The sequence below is a fragment of the Bacillus sp. 5w2 genome, assembly GCF_054353775.1.
Genome location: NZ_JBTIWT010000015.1, coordinates 41754 through 60255 on the forward strand (window position 1 = coordinate 41754; position 18502 = coordinate 60255).

An 18502-nucleotide genomic window follows, 5' to 3' on the forward strand; every position below is an offset into this window, starting at 1 on the left:
GGTTTTGATGTTTATATTTACAAATTGAGTCTATTTAAGTTGATTATAGGTTTGTATTGTCAAAAAATGTTTTAATATAGGATTTTCTGATATAGAATTATGTGAGGCAAAGAAAAAATTAAATATACAAATTTGGGAGAGATTTTAATGAAGCGATTAATGTATATGGACTGGTTGCGAGTATTAGCGACAATCGCAGTTGTTACAATTCACGTTTCTGCTGGTTATGTTGCCGTTTTAGATGCCAATAATGTTTCACGCTGGATGGCTGGTAATCTATTTGAATCGATTTCACGTGCGAGTGTTCCGATTTTTGTAATGATTAGTGGAGCTTTATTGTTAAAGGGGACAAAAGATATTTCAGTCGGGGAATTTTTACAGAAGCGTGCAAGTAAAGTGATTATACCTTTTGTAGCTTGGAGCGCTATATTTTATGCATATGGAGCATATGCAGGATATTTCCCAGTATCTTTAAAGCAAGGGATCAAGCACTTTTTAACAGATACTATTGGGGGACATTTGTGGTTCTTATACATGATTGTAGGGATATACTTGATTACACCTCTACTGAAAATCTTTGTGAAGAACGCTAAAAAAAGAGAAATAGAATACTTTTTAATTTTATGGCTATATGCATCTGTTGTAGTCAATTTAGCGAAATATTATTATCCGATCAACTTTAATATTGAATTATTTTACGTTACAAATTATGTAGGGTATTTCCTACTTGGTTATTATTTATCTAATTTTGATATTTCGAAAAAATGGAGAAATATTTCTTACATTGGAGGATTTGTAGGATTTATTAGTACATTCTTTATTACTTATTACTATACAGTAAAAGCAAATGGACAGTTAGAGCAGTTTTGGTACGGATACTTTGCGCCAGGCGTTGTACTGATGGCAATTGGATTATTTGTATTTTTCAAATATGCTTTCCAAAAATCAGAAAGAGAATTACCATTGTTATTCCGTTTTATAAATCAAGCAAGCCTTGGAATCTATATTCTTCACTTCTTCTTATTAAATAACTTGTTGTATATGGTTTTCCCTAAGGTAAATGAGCGTGTGCATGCAATATTGGCAATACCTATTAATGTAACGATTACAATTGTTCTTAGTATGGCAATTACGTTAGTATTGCAAAGAATACCAGTTGTGAAAAAACTAGTTCCGTAAAAAATGAATATGGTATAGATAGGGCAGACTTATTATTAAGGCTGCCCTTTACTATTTTAAAATTATATTTAGATAAATTTAGGTTTAAACGAATTAAAAACAGTGGATTAATATAGTATCTTACTATAGTCTAAAGTGAGGCATGAAGAACATAATAGGTTAAATATAAAATCAAATGAGGTTAATATATGAGTAAAAAAAGCTTTAGTAATTATGCATTAAGTAAAGAAGTAAGACGAGCACTTACTGGTTTAGGATATGAGCATCCAACAGAAGTGCAAGGAGAGGTTATTCCAGTTGCGTTGCAAAAGAAGGACCTTGTTGTAAAGTCACAAACGGGAAGTGGAAAAACGGCTTCGTTCGGTATACCACTTTGTGAAATGGTAGAGTGGGAAGAAAATAAACCACAAGCATTAGTTTTAACACCAACAAGGGAACTTGCTGTTCAAGTGAAAGAAGATATTACGAATATAGGGCGATTCAAAAGAATTAAAGCTGCTGCAATCTATGGTAAATCTCCATTTGCGCGTCAAAAATTAGAGTTAAAACAAAAGACGCATATTGTAGTAGGGACTCCAGGACGTGTGTTGGATCATATTGAAAAAGGGACTCTTTCTTTAGATCGATTGAAATATTTAGTGATTGATGAAGCAGATGAAATGCTAAACATGGGTTTTATCGATCAAGTAGAGGCAATTATTGATGAATTACCTACAAAAAGAATGACAATGCTATTTTCAGCAACCTTACCGGAAGATGTTGAAAAGTTATCCCGTACATATATGAATGCACCAACTCATATTGAAATTAAAGCGGCTGGGATTACAACAGATAAAATTGAACATAGACTTTTTGAAGTGAGAGAAGAAGAGAAGCTTTCACTTCTTAAAGATGTAACAACGATTGAGAATCCAGATAGTTGCATTATTTTTTGTCGTACACAAGAAAACGTAGACCATGTATATAGACAGCTAAAACGAGTTAATTATCCTTGTGACAAAATACATGGTGGTATGGTACAAGAAGATCGTTTTGAAGTTATGGATGATTTTAGAAAAGGAAAATTCCGTTATTTAGTAGCAACTGATGTAGCTGCGAGAGGAATTGATATTGATAATATTACACATGTTATTAATTATGATATTCCATTAGAAAAAGAAAGTTATGTACATCGTACTGGAAGAACAGGACGAGCTGGTAATAATGGAAAAGCTATTACATTTATAACGCCTTATGAAAATAGATTTTTAGAAGAGATTGAGGAATATATTGGGTTTGAAATTCCAAAAGAACTGGCCCCTTCAAAAGAAGAAGTTATAAAAGGGAAAGCAGTATTTGAGGAAAAGATATATGCTAAACCAATTATAAAGAAAGATAAAAATGCAGATATAAACAAAGGAATTATGAAATTGTACTTTAATGGCGGAAAGAAAAAGAAAATTAGGGCGGTAGATTTCGTCGGTACAATTGCTAAAATTCAAGGTGTTTCCGCTGAAGATATAGGTATTATTACAATACAAGACAATGTTTCATATGTTGAAATATTAAACGGAAAAGGGCCACTTGTTTTAAAGGTCATGAAGAATACGACGATAAAAGGTAAACAATTAAAAGTTCATGAGGCAATTAAGTGAGGGTAACTATCCACTATAAAGGTGGATAGTTTTTTATTATTCATATAGAGGTATAATAGCCAATTGTTTTCATAGGGAAATTAGCTAATAAATTAATTATATTTGAAGGTAACCAATAGAGAGAGTAATTCATAATGAGCTTGAATAATCTCTATTGACGATTTTTTTAAAACATAATAGTATTTTCATTTGATTTTTTTCAATAACGAATGTGAAAATCAGGTATAATTTTAATAATGTAATTTAAAGATATATAGAAGTAAGGACGGTGTTTCATTGATGAATTTGATTGGGGATAAGCGAAATTTGAATTGGCTTCATTTTTATTTGTTCTTAGCAATTTTTGCTTCTCTTTTATTACGTATATATTTAGCATTTCATTTAGAAGGATACGAACGAGATCAACTATTTTTCGTGGATTGGATGAATACTGTAGGTAAATATGGACTAGGTGATGTGTATGCACATGGGGATTTAGTAAACTATCCGCCATTTTTCTTAGCTCTTTTAGGTATTTATGGAGATATATTGTCATTTTTAAATATACATGTGGAAGCTGCGGGTGTTTTAATTCGAATCCCGTCCATTGTATTTGAAGTAGTAGCTATTATTATTTTTGCTATAGTTTCTAAAAGAATAGACAATTCGATTATGAGAGCAGCATTAGTAACATTTTTTGCCTTTAGTCCAGCCGTTATAGTGGATGGAACTATTTGGGGGCAAGTAGATATGCTACATAGCATATTGATGGTTAGTTCAATTTTATTATTAATGTCTAAGCCAACTTGGTCTGGTGCTATTTACGCTATAGCACTACTAGCTAAATTTCAATCAATCGTAATTGCCCCTGTTTTTGCTATGTATTTCTTAAAAATCATTTGGGAAAAAAAAGAAGGCAAGCAATTAACCAAATTTGTAATCGGGTTCTGTATTCCTTTATTACTATTCGGTCTTTATTTCGCAGCGTATGGAACATTTATCACGATGTTAAAACAAGCATATTTAAATGCGGTAGGTACGTTCCCAACAGTAACTGTATTTGCTATGAACATTTGGTATTACGCAATTGGTACGGATCCTAATACAGTGGATACGATTCAAATTTTACCGCATATTACATTGAAAACAGTTGGATTAATACTCTTGTCTATTGCGGCAGCGTTGACTTGTCTGTATATCTTTTTCCATCGTCACATGAATACAGCGGTTCTATTAAAAGCTGCGACCTTTATAAGTTTTGCGTTCTTTATGTTACCTACGCAAATACATGAGAGATACGCTTTCCCAGCGTTAGTATTTGTCATCTTTTTACTACTATATGAAATGAAGTGGACAGGAATAGCTTTAGGATTAACGTTAACAATCTTTTTAAATATAGTAATGGTTCTGTACGCGGGCTTTAATACAAATATGGGAATGTTTATTGTTATTATTAATGTTTTCATTTTTTATGCTATGTGTAAATTATTAGTAAAAGAGTATTATGATCGCTTTGAATTGTTAATAAAGAAGCAGTAAAAATTATAATTTTAGGGGAGGTACATTTTGCTAATATGCAGAATGTACTTTTTTTATTGAAAGAGTAAAATTCCAATAGAAAAATCAAAGATGAGAAGATACTTAGAAGCATAATTTCTAAAATACTACAATCATTCAGATAGTTGAAGTTAATAAAACGCTACCTAAAAGTAGGTAGCGTTTTATGGTTATTAGGATTCTTTTAAATCGTCAATTAACTTCTCAGCTAAGCGTCTATACATATTACTCATCGACACGAATGATGTTAGTAATAAAAACTTCTCTAAGTTTTGATCTTCTAAGGAAGAAATCTCACTTACTTCTGAAATACGGTTATTTACTTCTTGTTTAAAGCTTTGGACGTTGTTTTCGGTAAGAGAAAGATAATCTTTATATAGCATATTTAATTCGAATGAATCATCGCTTAATAAGGATTCATTTATATTTTCTAAGGAGCTTTTTATGTCATTAATGGAAAGAGCCCCTTTTAATTGATAAATTAAGCTGATTAAAATCATATGCTCTTTTGAGTATTTTTTATTTTTGATTGGAATAAACAATTTCCCTTTTGCATAATTGTTAATCATTGTTTTTGTTAATACTTTTTCATCATCAGTTCTTGTTGTATCCGCATAAGTATTTTCAAATAGTTGGACAACCTGGTCTACATACAAGTCGACATTTGGAATATCCTCGAGTGTAATATTTTTTTCTAAATGTAATGTTTCAAGCAATTTATTTATATTTTCCACGTAGAACCCCTCACTTTTATAACTTAGTGGAGCATAATGTTTAGTTTATCTCTAAATATGGTATTACGAAACAAATGAATTGTAAATGTTGACCTCTAATAATAATGCGTATATAATTACATGTAGTTATCAAAACTACATGTAATTATATGAGGGGTGTTTATATGAATGCGTATATAAGAGAACCGGTTAATGCTTTTACCCACTTGGGAGGAGCTGTATTATCATTTGTTGCATTATTAGCTATGCTTGTAAAAGTTTCTGTTAAGATGCCATCTTTTGCGGCAATTACAGCTGTTATGTTGTTTGGAATCGGAATGATGGTTCTGTATACAGCATCAGCTGTATATCATAGTGTTGTAGCCAGTGAACGTGTTATTTATTTCTTTAGGAAGCTCGATCACTCTATGATTTTTATATTGATTGCAGGTACATATGCACCATTTTGTTTAATTACATTACATTCCGCAAACGGTTTATTATTATTTTGTTTAGTCTATGCAACTGCCGTTTGTGGTATTGTTTTTAAAATGTTTTGGTTTAGTTGCCCGAGATGGTTATCAACAGCAATTTATATTACAATGGGCTGGTTAATTGTTCTGTTCTTTGCACCGTTAGCTGCTAACTTAAGTGCAGGAGGTATAGTGCTCTTAGTGCTTGGAGGCATTTTTTATACAATTGGTGGATTTATTTATGGAACAAAGCTAAAGTGGTTAGAGTTTAAACATATGGGGCATCATGAAATTTTTCACGTGTTCGTGTTATTGGGAAGCCTTGCCCACTTTTTAAGTGTATATTGCTACGTAATTTAACAATATAAAATTTCCAAGTGATTTTTATTCTTCTTGATTAATAAAAAAAGATATAGACACATATGTATGTTGAAGAGTTGCATAACTTAAAGGTTATGTGGCTCTTTTTTTATAAATAATAATTAAAAATATTTTTAGAATTATCAGTCTATTCGTGGTAGGATAGATGTGTATTGAGGTTATAAAATTTTATAATTAATAATCAGTGGGGGACTATATATGGCGATACTTATAACGGGTGGAGCAGGATATATTGGTAGTCATACATGTATAGAATTATTAAATAATAATTATAAAATTATAGTCGTAGATAATCTTTCAAATAGTTCAATCGAGTCTTTAAACCGAGTAAAAGAAATAACAGGGAAACAATTTGAATTTTATAAAGAAAGTGTTTTAAATCGTGAAAAAATGAATGAGATTTTTTTGAAAAATAATATTGAAGCGGTTATACATTTTGCTGGATTTAAAGCAGTGGGGGAATCGACTACAATTCCTCTTGCATATTATTATAATAATATAATAAGTACAATCGTACTATGTGATGTGATGCAGAAACATAATGTTAAAAAATTTATTTTTAGTTCATCTGCAACTGTATATGGAATTCCAAAAACATCACCAATTACAGAAGAATTTCCGCTGAGTGTGACAAATCCGTATGGGCAAACAAAACTAATGATTGAGCAAATTATGCGTGATGTAGCAAAAGCTGATGATGAATGGAGTGTTGCGTTACTCCGTTATTTCAATCCATTTGGAGCACATAAAAGTGGCCGTATTGGAGAAGATCCAAATGGGATTCCGAATAATTTAATGCCATATGTAACGCAGGTGGCGGTAGGTAAGTTAAAGGAGTTAAATATATTCGGAAACGATTATCCAACAAAAGATGGGACAGGTGTCCGTGATTATATTCACGTTGTTGACCTTGCAAAAGGACATGTGAAGGCACTTGAGAAAGTACTTGAGACGAAAGGAATCGAGGCATATAATCTTGGCACAGGTAAAGGGTATAGTGTATTGGAGATGGTAAAGGCTTTTGAGAAGGTTTCGGGTGAAAAAATACCTTATAAAGTGATAGGGCGTCGTCCTGGTGATGTAGCAATATGTTTTGCTGATGTATCTAAAGCGAAACGAGAATTAGGATGGGAAGCGGAATATGGGTTAGAAGAGATGTGTGTAGATTCTTGGAGATGGCAAGTAAATAATAAAAATGGCTATCAAATGATTTAAGGTAGTTAGTAAAGTATTCTCTTATTATTTTGTAGGATATTTTATGTATATAATAAATTGTATTCTTTATTATACTACTTGAGATCAGTAATATGTTCACTTTAGGAAAGAGAACATATTACTGATCATAGCGTTTGAACAGCAATTTGTTCTATATCAATTTTAGATAGAGGAAAGAACTATTAATGAATGCGAACAAGTTGTTTATGATACACCGTATTACCTTCTTGGCTTGTATAAGGCGGTACGCTTCGTCCGAAACAATTTGCAATAATATTGGAGTGAGTAGGATAAGAAATACGAATTTCATACAAATTAATAGCTTCATCTAAATTAGCATAAAATACTGCTAGATTGTTGCCTTGTAAAAGGTATGGAAATTCTACAACTGTATCTTCACCAATAAATACAGGTAATTTTACAGGACTAGAATAGTTAGACCAATCCCAAACCTCTATATTTATATAGTGTGCATAATATGCATCTAAATTTACAATGTTTATTACTGCTGAAACTGTTGCAGGCTCTCTTGTTAATACACCTGTTGAATGAATAACAGCTTGATGTGGATAATGAGGAGGCATAAATATCAGACCTTTCTAATTTAATATGATTTTACAATATTCTATGCAGATCATTGATAGAATGAAATAGGGAAAAAGTATCATTCTATTAATTTTTTATAGAAATAAAAAATGTAATGTTGAATAATATTCCAATACTTGTATCATTGGTAAAGTGCGTTTATAATCAAATAATCCTATTAGCTTTCTAATTGCATTACGCATTATTGAAAGCGTTTTTATTATGTGATACATTGCGATGGACATGATTACTGTATGACATGTATCAAAGGGATTTTTTTATCGTTTTTTAAGGTAGGAAGTCTGACTTATTTTCGAAAGAACTTTGTATGGAGTTGGAAGTAAGAAGGAGAATAAGGAATAATATAATTTTTACAAGATGGGGAGGGACAGTGTGGAAATGTAAGGTTTTCACATGAGAATATATGGGTTATGTAGGATTATTACTTTCGGGTGCAGCTTTGTTTTTAAATAGTCTTGTTATATTAGGAAAAGCAGAGATGAAAAGTGCGGGTGTTTTTAATTTATTTGTGGGTGCACTACAAATTATTATCCCGTTCTATTTAATCATGATTTCTGACCAAAGCAATTGGACAGTGTATTCATATGCAGCTACTTTCTTATTTGGATTAACCTATTTATATGTAGGTGTTACCTTTATAAAAGGAATGGATAGTAGCGGTCTAGGGTGGTTTTGTATTTGGGTAGCAATCATTGCTCTATTTTATATGGTTGTTTCATTTGTTCAATTCCACGATGTTGTTAATGCGTTAACGTGGTTTATGTGGGCATTACTTTGGTATTTATTCTTTGTATTAAATACACAAAAAAAGAATATCAATCAATATCTTGGAAGGATTGCCTTCGTACAATCATGGGTAACATTGACGTTGCCTTCACTCTTTTATTTTATGGGAGTATGGGGAGAGGGATTCGTATATGAGCTATGGGTTTATGTATCCGTAATTTCTATTTTATACTTCTGTTATTGTATTTATAAATATCGAGTACGTTAATATATTTTCTGTAGAAAAGCATGGAATCGTTAAACTAATTCCATGCTTTTTATATATTAGCATTTATAATAGAGAGGTAGTATTTTACAATTTATCACAATGGGGATGATGAAGTTGAAAAAAGTATTGGTACTAGGGGGAACAAGATTTTTTGGTAAACATTTAGTAGAAGCACTTTTGCAAGATGGACACGATGTAACGATTGCGACGAGAGGAATTACGGAAGATTCTTTTGGCTGTGCAGTAAAAAGATTTGTTGTAGATAGAGAAGACGAAAAACAATTAGCAGAGCGTCTAGAAGATAAAAGTTATGATATCGTATACGATAATTTATGCTATAGCTCGAATGCAGCGAAGATAATATGTGAAGTGTTACGAGGAAAAACGAAGAAATACATTATGACATCTTCAATGGCTGTTTATGAGCCAGCACTAGGCTTGTTAGAAGAGGACTTTAATCCGTACGAGTATGAAATCGCGTATGGAGATAGAACTGACTTCAGTTATAGTGAAGGTAAGCGATTAGTCGAAGCAGTTGTATTTCAACAGGCAACATTCCCAGTTGTTGCAGTGCGTTTTCCAGTTGTTATTGGAGAAAACGATTATACGAAAAGGTTACAATTTTACGTTGAACATATTATGAGGCAAAAATTTGTCGCCGTGAATCATCTAGATGGAGAGTTGTCATTTATACATGAAGAAGAAGCAGGAGAATTTTTAGCTTGGTGCGGGATGAAGGACATAGAAGGGCCAATTAATGCTTGTAGCAACGGGGCAGTTTCTACTCGAGAAGTTATTCATTTCATAGAAGAAAACACGGGAATAAAAGCACTCGTTCAAGAAGTAGGAGATAATGTAGCGCCTTATAATGAAGTGATTAATTGTACATTACATAATGGAAAAGCTAATGAATTAGGATTCTCGTTCCGAGAGTTGAAAATAGAAATAGAAAAAGTATTACGTTATTACATACATGCAATGAAATAATCATAAATCCCCCGGTGGCAATCCGGGGGATTCTGGAGGATTTCGACAATACTAATTTTACATTACTAAATTTACCTTATACGTACGACTAATGTTTTTGTGATTGAATTGCTTGTAAATACTTTTCATTTACCCGGTCCCAGTTCACGGTATGCCACCAATTGGTAACAAATTCTGGACGGCGATTTTGATACTTTAAATAATAGGCATGTTCCCATACATCGATGACGAGTAATGGAATCTTACCTTCTTGCAAAGGTGTATCTTGATTGGGTGTACTCATAACAGTAAGTTCTTCACCATCAAGGACAAGCCATCCATATCCACTTCCAAAACGGCTAATTGCTGCTTTGGATAGTTGATCTTTTAAGTTGTCAAAGGTATTGAAGTAATAATCAATTACTTTTGCAACGTCTCCATTAGGCTCGCCGCCACCTCGTGGGCTCATTACTTCCCAAAAAAGACTATGACAATAATGTCCACCACCGTTATTTCTGACAGCTGTAACAATTTCCTTTGGTAAAATTTCTAAATTACATAGTAATTCTTCTAAAGATTTATTATGTAATTCCGTATAGTTTTCTAAAGCGGCATTCAAATTACTTACGTATGTCGCATGGTGCTTCCCATGATGAATAGAAAGTGTGTTGCTATCGATATATGGTTCTAGCCCATCATAGTCATATGAAAGTTTTGGCAATTGAAATGAAGACATAACATTCCCTCCTTTCGTATTAAAAGTTGGTATAGGTAAAAATATTTTACCTGAGTCAAAAATACACTTATTTTTTATGTAAGTCAATAGCAATGTCTTTAATTTTCTGAAAAATATTACAATAAAAGTAACACTTCGACTTTTATTTGTGACTACTATCCTTTTTGCTTATACTGTAAAGTAGTAACGTTTTGTTGAAATAGAAGGAGATCGTTTATGAGTAAAACGAAACAATTAATCGAGGAAGCGAGTCATTTTATTACGATTTGCTATAAAGAGCTGAATAAAGAACAATTCATAGAAGAGCGCGTGAAAGAAATTCAAGTTGAGATAGAGAAGACGGGGACGTATGAGCATACATTTGAAGAACTTGTTCATGGATCGCGAATGGCATGGCGCAATAGTAATCGGTGTATCGGAAGACTATTTTGGAGTAAGATGCACATATTAGATGCACGTGAAGTAGATGATGAGGAAGGTGTATATAATGCATTAATTCATCATATTAAATATGCAACGAACGACGGAAAAGTGAAACCAACAATTACAATTTTTAAGCAATATCAAGGTGAAGAAAATAATATACGAATTTATAATCACCAATTGATTCGATATGCAGGATATAAAACAGAAAGGGGAGTAATCGGTGACTCCCATTCCACTACATTTACGGATTTTTGTCAGGAACTTGGCTGGCAGGGAGAAGGTACGAATTTCGATGTATTGCCACTTGTATTTTCCATAGATGGGAAGGCACCTATATATAAAGAAATTCCGAAAGAAGAAGTGAAAGAAGTACCAATTGAACATCCAGAATACCCGATTTCGTCGCTTGGAGTAAAATGGTATGGGGTTCCAATGATTTCAGATATGCGCTTAGAAATTGGTGGTATTTCCTATACAGCTGCTCCGTTCAATGGATGGTATATGGGAACGGAAATTGGTGCGCGTAACTTAGCGGATCATGATCGTTATAATTTACTTCCGGCAGTTGCAGAGATGATGGAGTTAGATACATCGAGGAACGGTACGTTATGGAAAGACAAGGCACTAATTGAGTTGAATATTGCTGTATTACATTCCTTTAAAAAACAAGGAGTTAGTATTGTGGATCACCATACGGCTGCACAACAATTTCAGCAGTTTGAGAAGCAAGAAGCTGCTTGTGGACGGGTTGTAACAGGGAATTGGGTGTGGCTCATTCCGCCGTTGTCGCCAGCTACTACTCATATTTATCATAAACCGTATCTAAATGAAATTTTGAAGCCGAATTTCTTTCATAAATGATATTTAGTATAGGGGTTTCTTCTGCAAAATATAATTTTTTTTAATTACTGTTACGTAGCAAATGGAAGCCTTTACTATCGGTTATTTTTGGAAGGGTCTTTTTGAACCAAGGAGTTCCTTATGTTATAATCAAATTTCTGTTTCGAAGACCTTATAGAAATATAAGGTCTTTTGTTTTGCTGTTTTATGTAATAGGAATAGAAATTTTCTTTTAAATAAGGGATTTAGCATATTTTTAGGGACAACATAAGTGTGTAGAAAATCGATAAATTATTATACTTATATAATTATTGTGTTTTGGGTGTAAACGATACAACATAATAAAGTTGTTTTTTTAGATTGCTGAGGAAGGAGGAAGTGTAAATGAGGATGAAGAGTCGGAAAACGGATTGGCCTGTATTTCTTATTAGTGGTGGCTCACTTTTATTATTTGTAATTGCAGTTATTTTAAATAAAAGTTACGTAGAGGGAGTCATTAATAGCAGTTTTGCGGCTTCAATTAAATATTTTGGTGCCTTTTGGCAAGTTTTATTAATTGGTACATTTGTTGTGGCTATGTGTATGGCGTTCTCGAAATATGGGAGAGTTAAACTTGGGGGGCTAGAAAAACCTGAGATTAGTACGACAAAGTGGCTCGCTATTATTATGTCTACATTACTTGCCGGAGGTGGCGTTTTTTGGGCAGCGGCAGAGCCGATGTACCACTTGATGACGGTGCCACCAATACATGAAGGTATATCTGCTGGAACGAAAGAAGCGGTAATGCCTGCTTTAGCACAAAGTTATATGCACTGGGGTTTCCTGGCTTGGACGATTTTAGGTACAATTAGTGCGGTAGTTATGATGTACGGACATTATCATAAAGGCATGCCGCTAAAACCTCGAACGCTTTTATATCCTATTTTTGGAGAGAAATTGCGAAAGAGTTGGCTTGGAACAATGATCGATGTGTTTGCAATTATTGCGGTAGCTGCAGGGACAATTGGTCCAATTGGATTTTTAGGACTACAAGCAAGTTATGGATTACAAGCATTGTTTGACATTCCTGATGTGTTTACTACTCAATTAGCTATTATTGTTTGTGTAGTAGCTGTTTCTACTATATCTGCGGTAACAGGAATTGATAAAGGGATTCAAATTATAAGTAATTTAAATGTTAGGTTAGCAGTTCTATTAATGGTATTTGTATTACTGTTTGGACCAGGTGGATTTATTATCGATTCATTTGTTTCTTCGTTTGGGTTTTATATAAATGAATTTATTCCAATGAGCACATATCGTGGGGATACAGGTTGGTTAGGATCGTGGACAATCTTTTTCTGGGGATGGTTTATTGGATATGGACCAATGATGGCAATTTTAGTGAGCCGAATTTCAAGAGGAAGAACAATCCGAGAAATCATCGTTGCAATTGGAATTATTGCACCCATTATTACAACATTTTGGTTTACTATACTAGGGGGATCAGGTGTGTTTTATGAGTTAATGAATCCTGGTTCTATCTCGGTGGCATTAAGTGAGTCGGGTATGCCGGCGGCTATGATTGCAATTACGCAGCAATTGCCACTTTCTAATATTATTGGACCTGCGTTTCTTTTATTAACAATTTTATTTGTAGTGACAACAGGAGATTCAATGGCTTATTCCATTTCAATGGCAGTGACTGGAGATGGAGATCCTAGAATTAGTTTGCGAGTTTTTTGGTCGCTTATTATGGGCGCAGTTGCAGCGATTCTTTTATACATGGGTGAGGGAAGTATTAACGCCTTACAATCCTTCATTGTAGTGACGGCTGTTCCTGTATCCATTCTGTTATTCCCAATGTTATGGTTAGCGCCTAAAGTTGCAGGGGAATTAGCATTAAAACAAGGTATTGTAAAAGAAGAAGATAAAACTTCCTTCTTGTTTCAAAAAGCTAGTAAATCAAAATAAAGAATAAACAAAATGATTGTATGTTTTATTTTATAATAAAGCAGATTATTTTATATAAAAAGAGGAAGCATTTTATTTGAGATGCTTCCTCTTTTCTATTTACCCAACTACTTTCCCTGAAGGGGATAGTACTCGAACAAACATTTCGTATAGTTTTAAGCTATTCTAATACTTTATCTTTCGTCTCTGGGACACATAATAGCATTGTAACTAAACCTATTGGATAGATAATGAAGATGAGAGATAGTGCGCCCATTAAATTACCACCTGCAGCAAGTAATCCGATAATAACAGGTCCAAATCCAGCTAACCCACGTCCTGTACCGAAAATAAAGTTTTCTGCTGTCGAGCGAGCTTCAGCAGGATAGTTTTCAGCTAAAATTGCTCCGAATCCTCCCATCATGCCATTTGCAAAGAATCCAAGCAATGCACTTCCCCATAACAATAATGTTGAGTCTGTGAATAAGAAGAAGTAAATGAGACAGTATATAGTACCACCGACATAATAGATTGTAAAAGTTTTACGGCGACCAATTTTATCGGCTAGAATACCAAAAGTTGCAATTCCAATTAGCATGCCGATTGTAGAGATGAACATCCAACCGCTCGCTTTTGCTAATGTGTAGTTATATTTATTCGCTAAAATAGTTGGCATCCATGTGAAAATTCCATAATAGCCGAAGTTCTGGATGAATGACATAATAATAAGACCAATTGTTGTTATCGTTACCTTTTTATTTGCAAATAACTTTCGAAGTGGGAACTTTTTTATTTGCTTGAGTTGTTCTGCTTCAGTAGTTGTTAAATTACCTTCAGCTTCTTTTTGTAACAATTCTTTTTTGTATCGTTGTTTTTGTTCCCATATTTTCGGTTCACTTAAACTTTTGCGGACATAGACAGCTAGTAGAGCTGGAATGAGTCCAAATAAGAAAACAGCTCTCCATCCGAAATGCGGGACGATAAATGCTGGAAGGAGTGAAGCGACTAGTACGCCAAATTGCCATCCAAGTGCAACAACTGATGTTGCCTTAGCGCGCATTTCTTTAGACCATGTTTCAGTTACGATGGCCATTCCAATTCCAAATTCACCACCAACTCCCATTCCAACTAAAAAGCGCAGAATTAATAATTGCCAATAATCTGTTGCGAAATAAATGAGTGCGGTTGCTAGTGAAAATAGTAAGATTGTGAAGGCCATCGTACGGATACGCCCAAATAAATCAGCAATAAATCCAAATAAATAAGATCCGATTAGCATTCCTATTGTGGTAGCTAATGTTAAGTTTCCACCTTCAACAGGGCTTAAATGAAATTCTTTTAAAATGTAGACAAGTACGAAAGATAAGAGCAACATATCTAAACCTTCTGCCGCATATCCTAGCGCAGAACCAAATAATGTTTTATATCTTTTCTCTTTCGTCTCCTCTGTTGTTGATTGTACATCAGTAGTGACGTTCATCATTACTCCTCCTTATTTTCTTCTACAGTCGCTATGGAAGAATAACAAAAGGCCTTCTCACCTGATATGATGAGAAGGCCAAAAAAGCATACGTATTCCTAAAAAAGGCCATACGTATAGTATATTCCGACTTCCTTCTCAACCTCACGGGGTTGGGTTAAAGGACTGTATTATATTACTTTATTTTTAGCACTCTTCTATTAGATTGTCAAATAAAGAAGGAATTGTTATGTGTAAAATATTTCAAAAGGTATGTCATTCTTCTTGACGCCCACTTCATTATCTTCCCATAATAAAACTAACGAATATAAAAAAGGAATGAATCAAAGATGCTAAATTTAGTACTTATGATGATTGAACGCGTTGGTCTTATTGTTATTTTAGGATTTTTACTCTCTCATATTAAAACATTCAGGCGCCTTCTTCATAGACAAGATGGATATGTAGATAAGTTTAAGCTTATCGGTATTTTTTCAGTGTTTACAATTGTAAGCAATTACACTGGAATTGAAATAGCAGGGAATACAATTATGAATGAAAATTGGCTACAAGGTGTTTCTTCATCGAGTACAATTGCGAATACACGTATTATGGGTGTTGGAATTAGTGGATTACTTGGCGGACCTATCGTTGGAATTGGAGTAGGATCGATTGCGGGTATTCATCGTTATATGCTTGGTGGAACGACAGCGCTAAGTTGTGCAATCTCGTCAATTTTAGCGGGAGTTATAACGGGATATATTGGATACATTTTTAAAAAATATAATCGTACAATTACGCCTAAATTTTCAGCGTTTTTAAGTGTGTTTATCGTTTCTTTAGAAATGATCATGATCCTATTAATTGTAGAGGATGGAATTAGTATTGTGAAAACAATTGCGATACCGATGATCCTTGTAAATAGTTTCGGGAGTTTTATTTTACTTTCTATGATACAAGCTATTTTGCGTCAGGAAGAAAACGCGAAAGCTCTGCAAACACATAAAGTATTACGAATTGCTGATAAGACATTGCCATATTTTCGCCAAGGATTAACAGAAGAGTCTTGTAAACATGTGGCACAAATTATTCACCGTTTTACGGGAACGGATGCGGTATCCTTAACAGATACAGAGAAAATATTAGCTCACGTTGGATTAGCATCAGATCATCATATTCCTTCACACAGTTTAATAACAGGTTTATCGAAAGAGGTTTTACATACAGGGAAAATAATGAAAGCGAAATCACGTGAGATTATTAATTGCCAACATGAAGGCTGCCCTCTGCAAGCAGCTATTGTTATTCCATTAACTTCACATGAAAATACGATAGGGACATTAAAACTGTATTTCAAGAACTCTAACCAGTTAAGTCGTGTTGAAGAGCAACTAGCAGAAGGATTAGCAAAAATATTTTCCACGCAGCTTGAATTAGGTGAAGCTGAGTTGCAAAGCAAATTATTACAAGATGCAGAGATAAAGGCATTACAAGCACAAATTAACCCGCACTTTTTATTTAATGCGATTAATACAGTATCAGCTTTATGCCGAACAGATGTAGAAAAAGCAAGGAAGTTATTATTACAGCTTAGCGTGTATTTTCGTTGTAATTTGCAAGGGGCACGTCAGTTGTTAATTCCGCTAGAACAGGAATTAAACCATGTACATGCATATTTATCATTAGAACAAGCGCGTTTCCCAAATAAGTATGAGGTGAAGATGTACATTGAGGAAGAGTTAAAGACGACTTTAGTTCCACCATTTGTACTTCAGCTATTAGTTGAAAATGCATTGCGCCATGCTTTTCCGAAGAAACAACCAGTATGCGAAGTGGAAGTGCATGTTTTTGAAAAAGAGGGCATGGTTCACTTTGAAGTAAAAGACAATGGACAAGGAATTGAGGAAGAACGTTTAGAACAATTAGGAAAGATGGTAGTTCCGTCAAAGAAAGGGACTGGAACCGCTTTATATAATATTAATGAACGTCTAATCGGGTTATTTGGGAAAGAAACGATGCTTCATATCGAAAGTGAATTAAATGAGGGGACAGAGATTACTTTTGTTATTCCAAAAAAGGTAGGGGAGGAAGAGCGGATTGTTAAAGGTATTAGTAGTTGACGACGAAATGTTAGCACGTGACGAACTAAAGTATTTATTAGAGAGAACGAAAGAAGTTGAGATAATTGGTGAGGCGGATTGCGTAGAGGACGCATTAGAAGAGCTAATGAAAAACAAACCAGATATTGTTTTTTTAGACATTCAGTTATCGGATGATAACGGATTTGAAATCGCAAATATATTAAAGAAGATGAAAAATCCACCTGCAATTGTGTTTGCTACTGCCTATGATCAATATGCATTGCAAGCATTTGAAGTAGATGCGTTAGACTACATTTTAAAGCCATTTGATGAAGAACGTATTGTACAGACATTAAAGAAATATAAAAAGCAAAAACAAATAAAATTAGAAACGAAACAAGAAGTAAAGAGTGTAGATGTAACGACCGAGATGCATAAATTAGCATTACCAATTGAAGAATCGATTGTACTTGTGAATATTGAAGACATTATATACGTAGGACTTGTGGACGGAAAAGTGACAGTAAAAACGACGAGAGAAACATATGTGACACATGATACACTTGTAATTTTGGAAAAGAAGTTGCCGCAAGCAAGTTTTATGCGTGTCCATCGCAGTTTTGTTGCAAATATTAATCATATTACAGAAATACAACCATGGTTCAATTCTACTTATAATTTAATTATGAAAGAAGGATCAAAAGTACCTGTTAGCCGTACATATGCAAAAGAACTCAAAAAGCTGCTTCGTATTTAAGAAGTAGCTTTTTGTATTTCATATGCCTATTTTTGTAACTAATTTTGTATATTTGACGTTCTGTTGTGTAAACGCTTACAGTTTTGTTTGTATCTTATACAATAAAGGTACCAAATCGAAAGAGGTGGCCAAAATGAGTACGAAAAAAGTATATAGTTTCTTATCACAAGCATTCATATTTTCAGCTATTATGTTAGTTTCTAATATTATTGCAACACATTTACCAATTCCGATGCCCTCATCGGTAATCGGATTAGTCATTTTATTTAGCTTATTATGTTTAAAAGTTATTAAATTGGAGCAAGTTGAATCACTCGGAACAGCTTTAACAGGTATTATCGGATTCCTTTTCGTTCCATCAGGTATTTCAGTTATTAATTCTCTTGGTGTGATGGGACAATATTTTGTACAAATTTTAACTGTAATTGTTGTCGCAACAATTATTTTACTAGCTGTAACAGGGTTATTTGCACAATTCATTTTAGGAAAAGATGACAAAGAAACAAAAGATACGAAAGAATTGAAAGTAGTAAATAAAGGACGCAAGCACGGAAAAGTTGCGTAACCAATTTAG

At 33.7% G+C, this 18502-nt stretch carries 16 protein-coding genes; 12 read left to right on the plus strand and 4 right to left on the minus strand.

The annotated features are described in order from the left end of the window. The first annotated feature begins 147 nt into the window (after positions 1–147). From ACXY7N_RS21605 to ACXY7N_RS21615, 3 genes are all read left to right on the plus strand, one after another. On the plus strand, positions 148–1179 hold the full coding sequence (locus ACXY7N_RS21605) for an acyltransferase (RefSeq protein WP_016085358.1): 1032 nt from the start codon (positions 148–150) through the stop codon (positions 1177–1179). Positions 1180–1367: 188 nt separating this feature from the next. Next, positions 1368–2813 (plus strand): ATP-dependent RNA helicase DbpA, encoded by a 1446-nt coding sequence (dbpA, locus tag ACXY7N_RS21610; protein WP_016136144.1) that lies wholly within the window; start codon positions 1368–1370, stop codon positions 2811–2813. Positions 2814–3092: 279 nt separating this feature from the next. After that, the gene (locus tag ACXY7N_RS21615; protein ID WP_033659980.1) at positions 3093–4331 is read left to right on the plus strand and encodes a hypothetical protein; all 1239 of its coding nucleotides are present in this window, start codon (positions 3093–3095) and stop codon (positions 4329–4331) included. A 191-nt stretch (positions 4332–4522) separates the two neighbouring features. Here the strand turns inward: ACXY7N_RS21615 and ACXY7N_RS21620 are convergent, their stop codons facing one another. Then, the gene (locus ACXY7N_RS21620; protein WP_016136142.1) at positions 4523–5083 is read right to left on the minus strand and encodes a DUF1836 domain-containing protein; all 561 of its coding nucleotides are present in this window, start codon (positions 5081–5083) and stop codon (positions 4523–4525) included. A gap of 164 nt (positions 5084–5247) precedes the next feature. Between ACXY7N_RS21620 and trhA the strand changes: the two genes are divergently transcribed. Together trhA and galE are read left to right on the plus strand one after the other, a co-directional pair. Continuing rightward, positions 5248–5895: a PAQR family membrane homeostasis protein TrhA gene (trhA, locus tag ACXY7N_RS21625; RefSeq protein ID WP_016136141.1), complete on the plus strand. Its 648-nt coding sequence runs from the start codon at positions 5248–5250 to the stop codon at positions 5893–5895. A gap of 219 nt (positions 5896–6114) precedes the next feature. Next, positions 6115–7131 carry a UDP-glucose 4-epimerase GalE gene (gene galE, locus ACXY7N_RS21630; RefSeq protein ID WP_016136140.1) on the plus strand — a complete coding sequence of 339 codons (1017 nt, stop codon included), beginning with the start codon at positions 6115–6117 and terminating at the stop codon, positions 7129–7131. A gap of 182 nt (positions 7132–7313) precedes the next feature. Here galE and ACXY7N_RS21635 read toward each other — a convergent pair whose 3' ends face one another. Further along, positions 7314–7715 carry a hypothetical protein gene (locus tag ACXY7N_RS21635; RefSeq protein WP_016085364.1) on the minus strand — a complete coding sequence of 134 codons (402 nt, stop codon included), beginning with the start codon at positions 7713–7715 and terminating at the stop codon, positions 7314–7316. A 425-nt stretch (positions 7716–8140) separates the two neighbouring features. On the opposite strand from ACXY7N_RS21635, the gene ACXY7N_RS21640 reads away from it, so the two are divergent. Both ACXY7N_RS21640 and ACXY7N_RS21645 read left to right on the plus strand, forming a co-directional pair. Continuing rightward, positions 8141–8731, plus strand: a complete 591-nt coding sequence (locus tag ACXY7N_RS21640) for an AmiS/UreI family transporter (RefSeq protein ID WP_000542569.1) — start codon at positions 8141–8143, stop codon at positions 8729–8731. Positions 8732–8836: 105 nt separating this feature from the next. Beyond that, positions 8837–9718, plus strand: a complete 882-nt coding sequence (locus ACXY7N_RS21645; protein WP_082181541.1) for an NAD-dependent epimerase/dehydratase family protein — start codon at positions 8837–8839, stop codon at positions 9716–9718. 88 nt (positions 9719–9806) lie between these two features. Here the strand turns inward: ACXY7N_RS21645 and sodA are convergent, their stop codons facing one another. Then, a complete protein-coding gene (gene sodA, locus ACXY7N_RS21650; protein WP_016085367.1) occupies positions 9807–10433 on the minus strand; it encodes a superoxide dismutase [Mn] in 627 nt (208 codons plus the stop codon). 216 nt (positions 10434–10649) lie between these two features. On the opposite strand from sodA, the gene ACXY7N_RS21655 reads away from it, so the two are divergent. Together ACXY7N_RS21655 and ACXY7N_RS21660 are read left to right on the plus strand one after the other, a co-directional pair. Then, entirely contained in the window at positions 10650–11720 is a 1071-nt protein-coding gene (locus ACXY7N_RS21655; protein ID WP_016085368.1) for a nitric oxide synthase oxygenase, read from the plus strand. A 363-nt stretch (positions 11721–12083) separates the two neighbouring features. After that, positions 12084–13652, plus strand: a complete 1569-nt coding sequence (locus ACXY7N_RS21660) for a BCCT family transporter (protein WP_016085369.1) — start codon at positions 12084–12086, stop codon at positions 13650–13652. Between the two features lie 160 nt (positions 13653–13812). On the opposite strand, the gene ACXY7N_RS21665 is transcribed toward ACXY7N_RS21660, so the two are convergent. Beyond that, a complete protein-coding gene (locus ACXY7N_RS21665; protein WP_016136949.1) occupies positions 13813–15111 on the minus strand; it encodes an MFS transporter in 1299 nt (432 codons plus the stop codon). Positions 15112–15440: 329 nt separating this feature from the next. Here ACXY7N_RS21665 and lytS point away from each other — a divergent pair, with 329 nt between their 5' ends. From lytS to lrgA, 3 genes are all read left to right on the plus strand, one after another. Next, the gene (gene lytS / locus ACXY7N_RS21670) at positions 15441–17210 is read left to right on the plus strand and encodes a two-component system sensor histidine kinase LytS (protein ID WP_088084639.1); all 1770 of its coding nucleotides are present in this window, start codon (positions 15441–15443) and stop codon (positions 17208–17210) included. After that, a complete protein-coding gene (locus tag ACXY7N_RS21675; RefSeq protein ID WP_016085372.1) occupies positions 17188–17928 on the plus strand; it encodes a LytR/AlgR family response regulator transcription factor in 741 nt (246 codons plus the stop codon). The genes lytS and ACXY7N_RS21675 overlap by 23 nt, the downstream gene beginning before the upstream one ends. A gap of 133 nt (positions 17929–18061) precedes the next feature. After that, positions 18062–18493 (plus strand): antiholin-like murein hydrolase modulator LrgA, encoded by a 432-nt coding sequence (lrgA, locus tag ACXY7N_RS21680; RefSeq protein ID WP_016085373.1) that lies wholly within the window; start codon positions 18062–18064, stop codon positions 18491–18493. Positions 18494–18502: the final 9 nt, after the last annotated feature.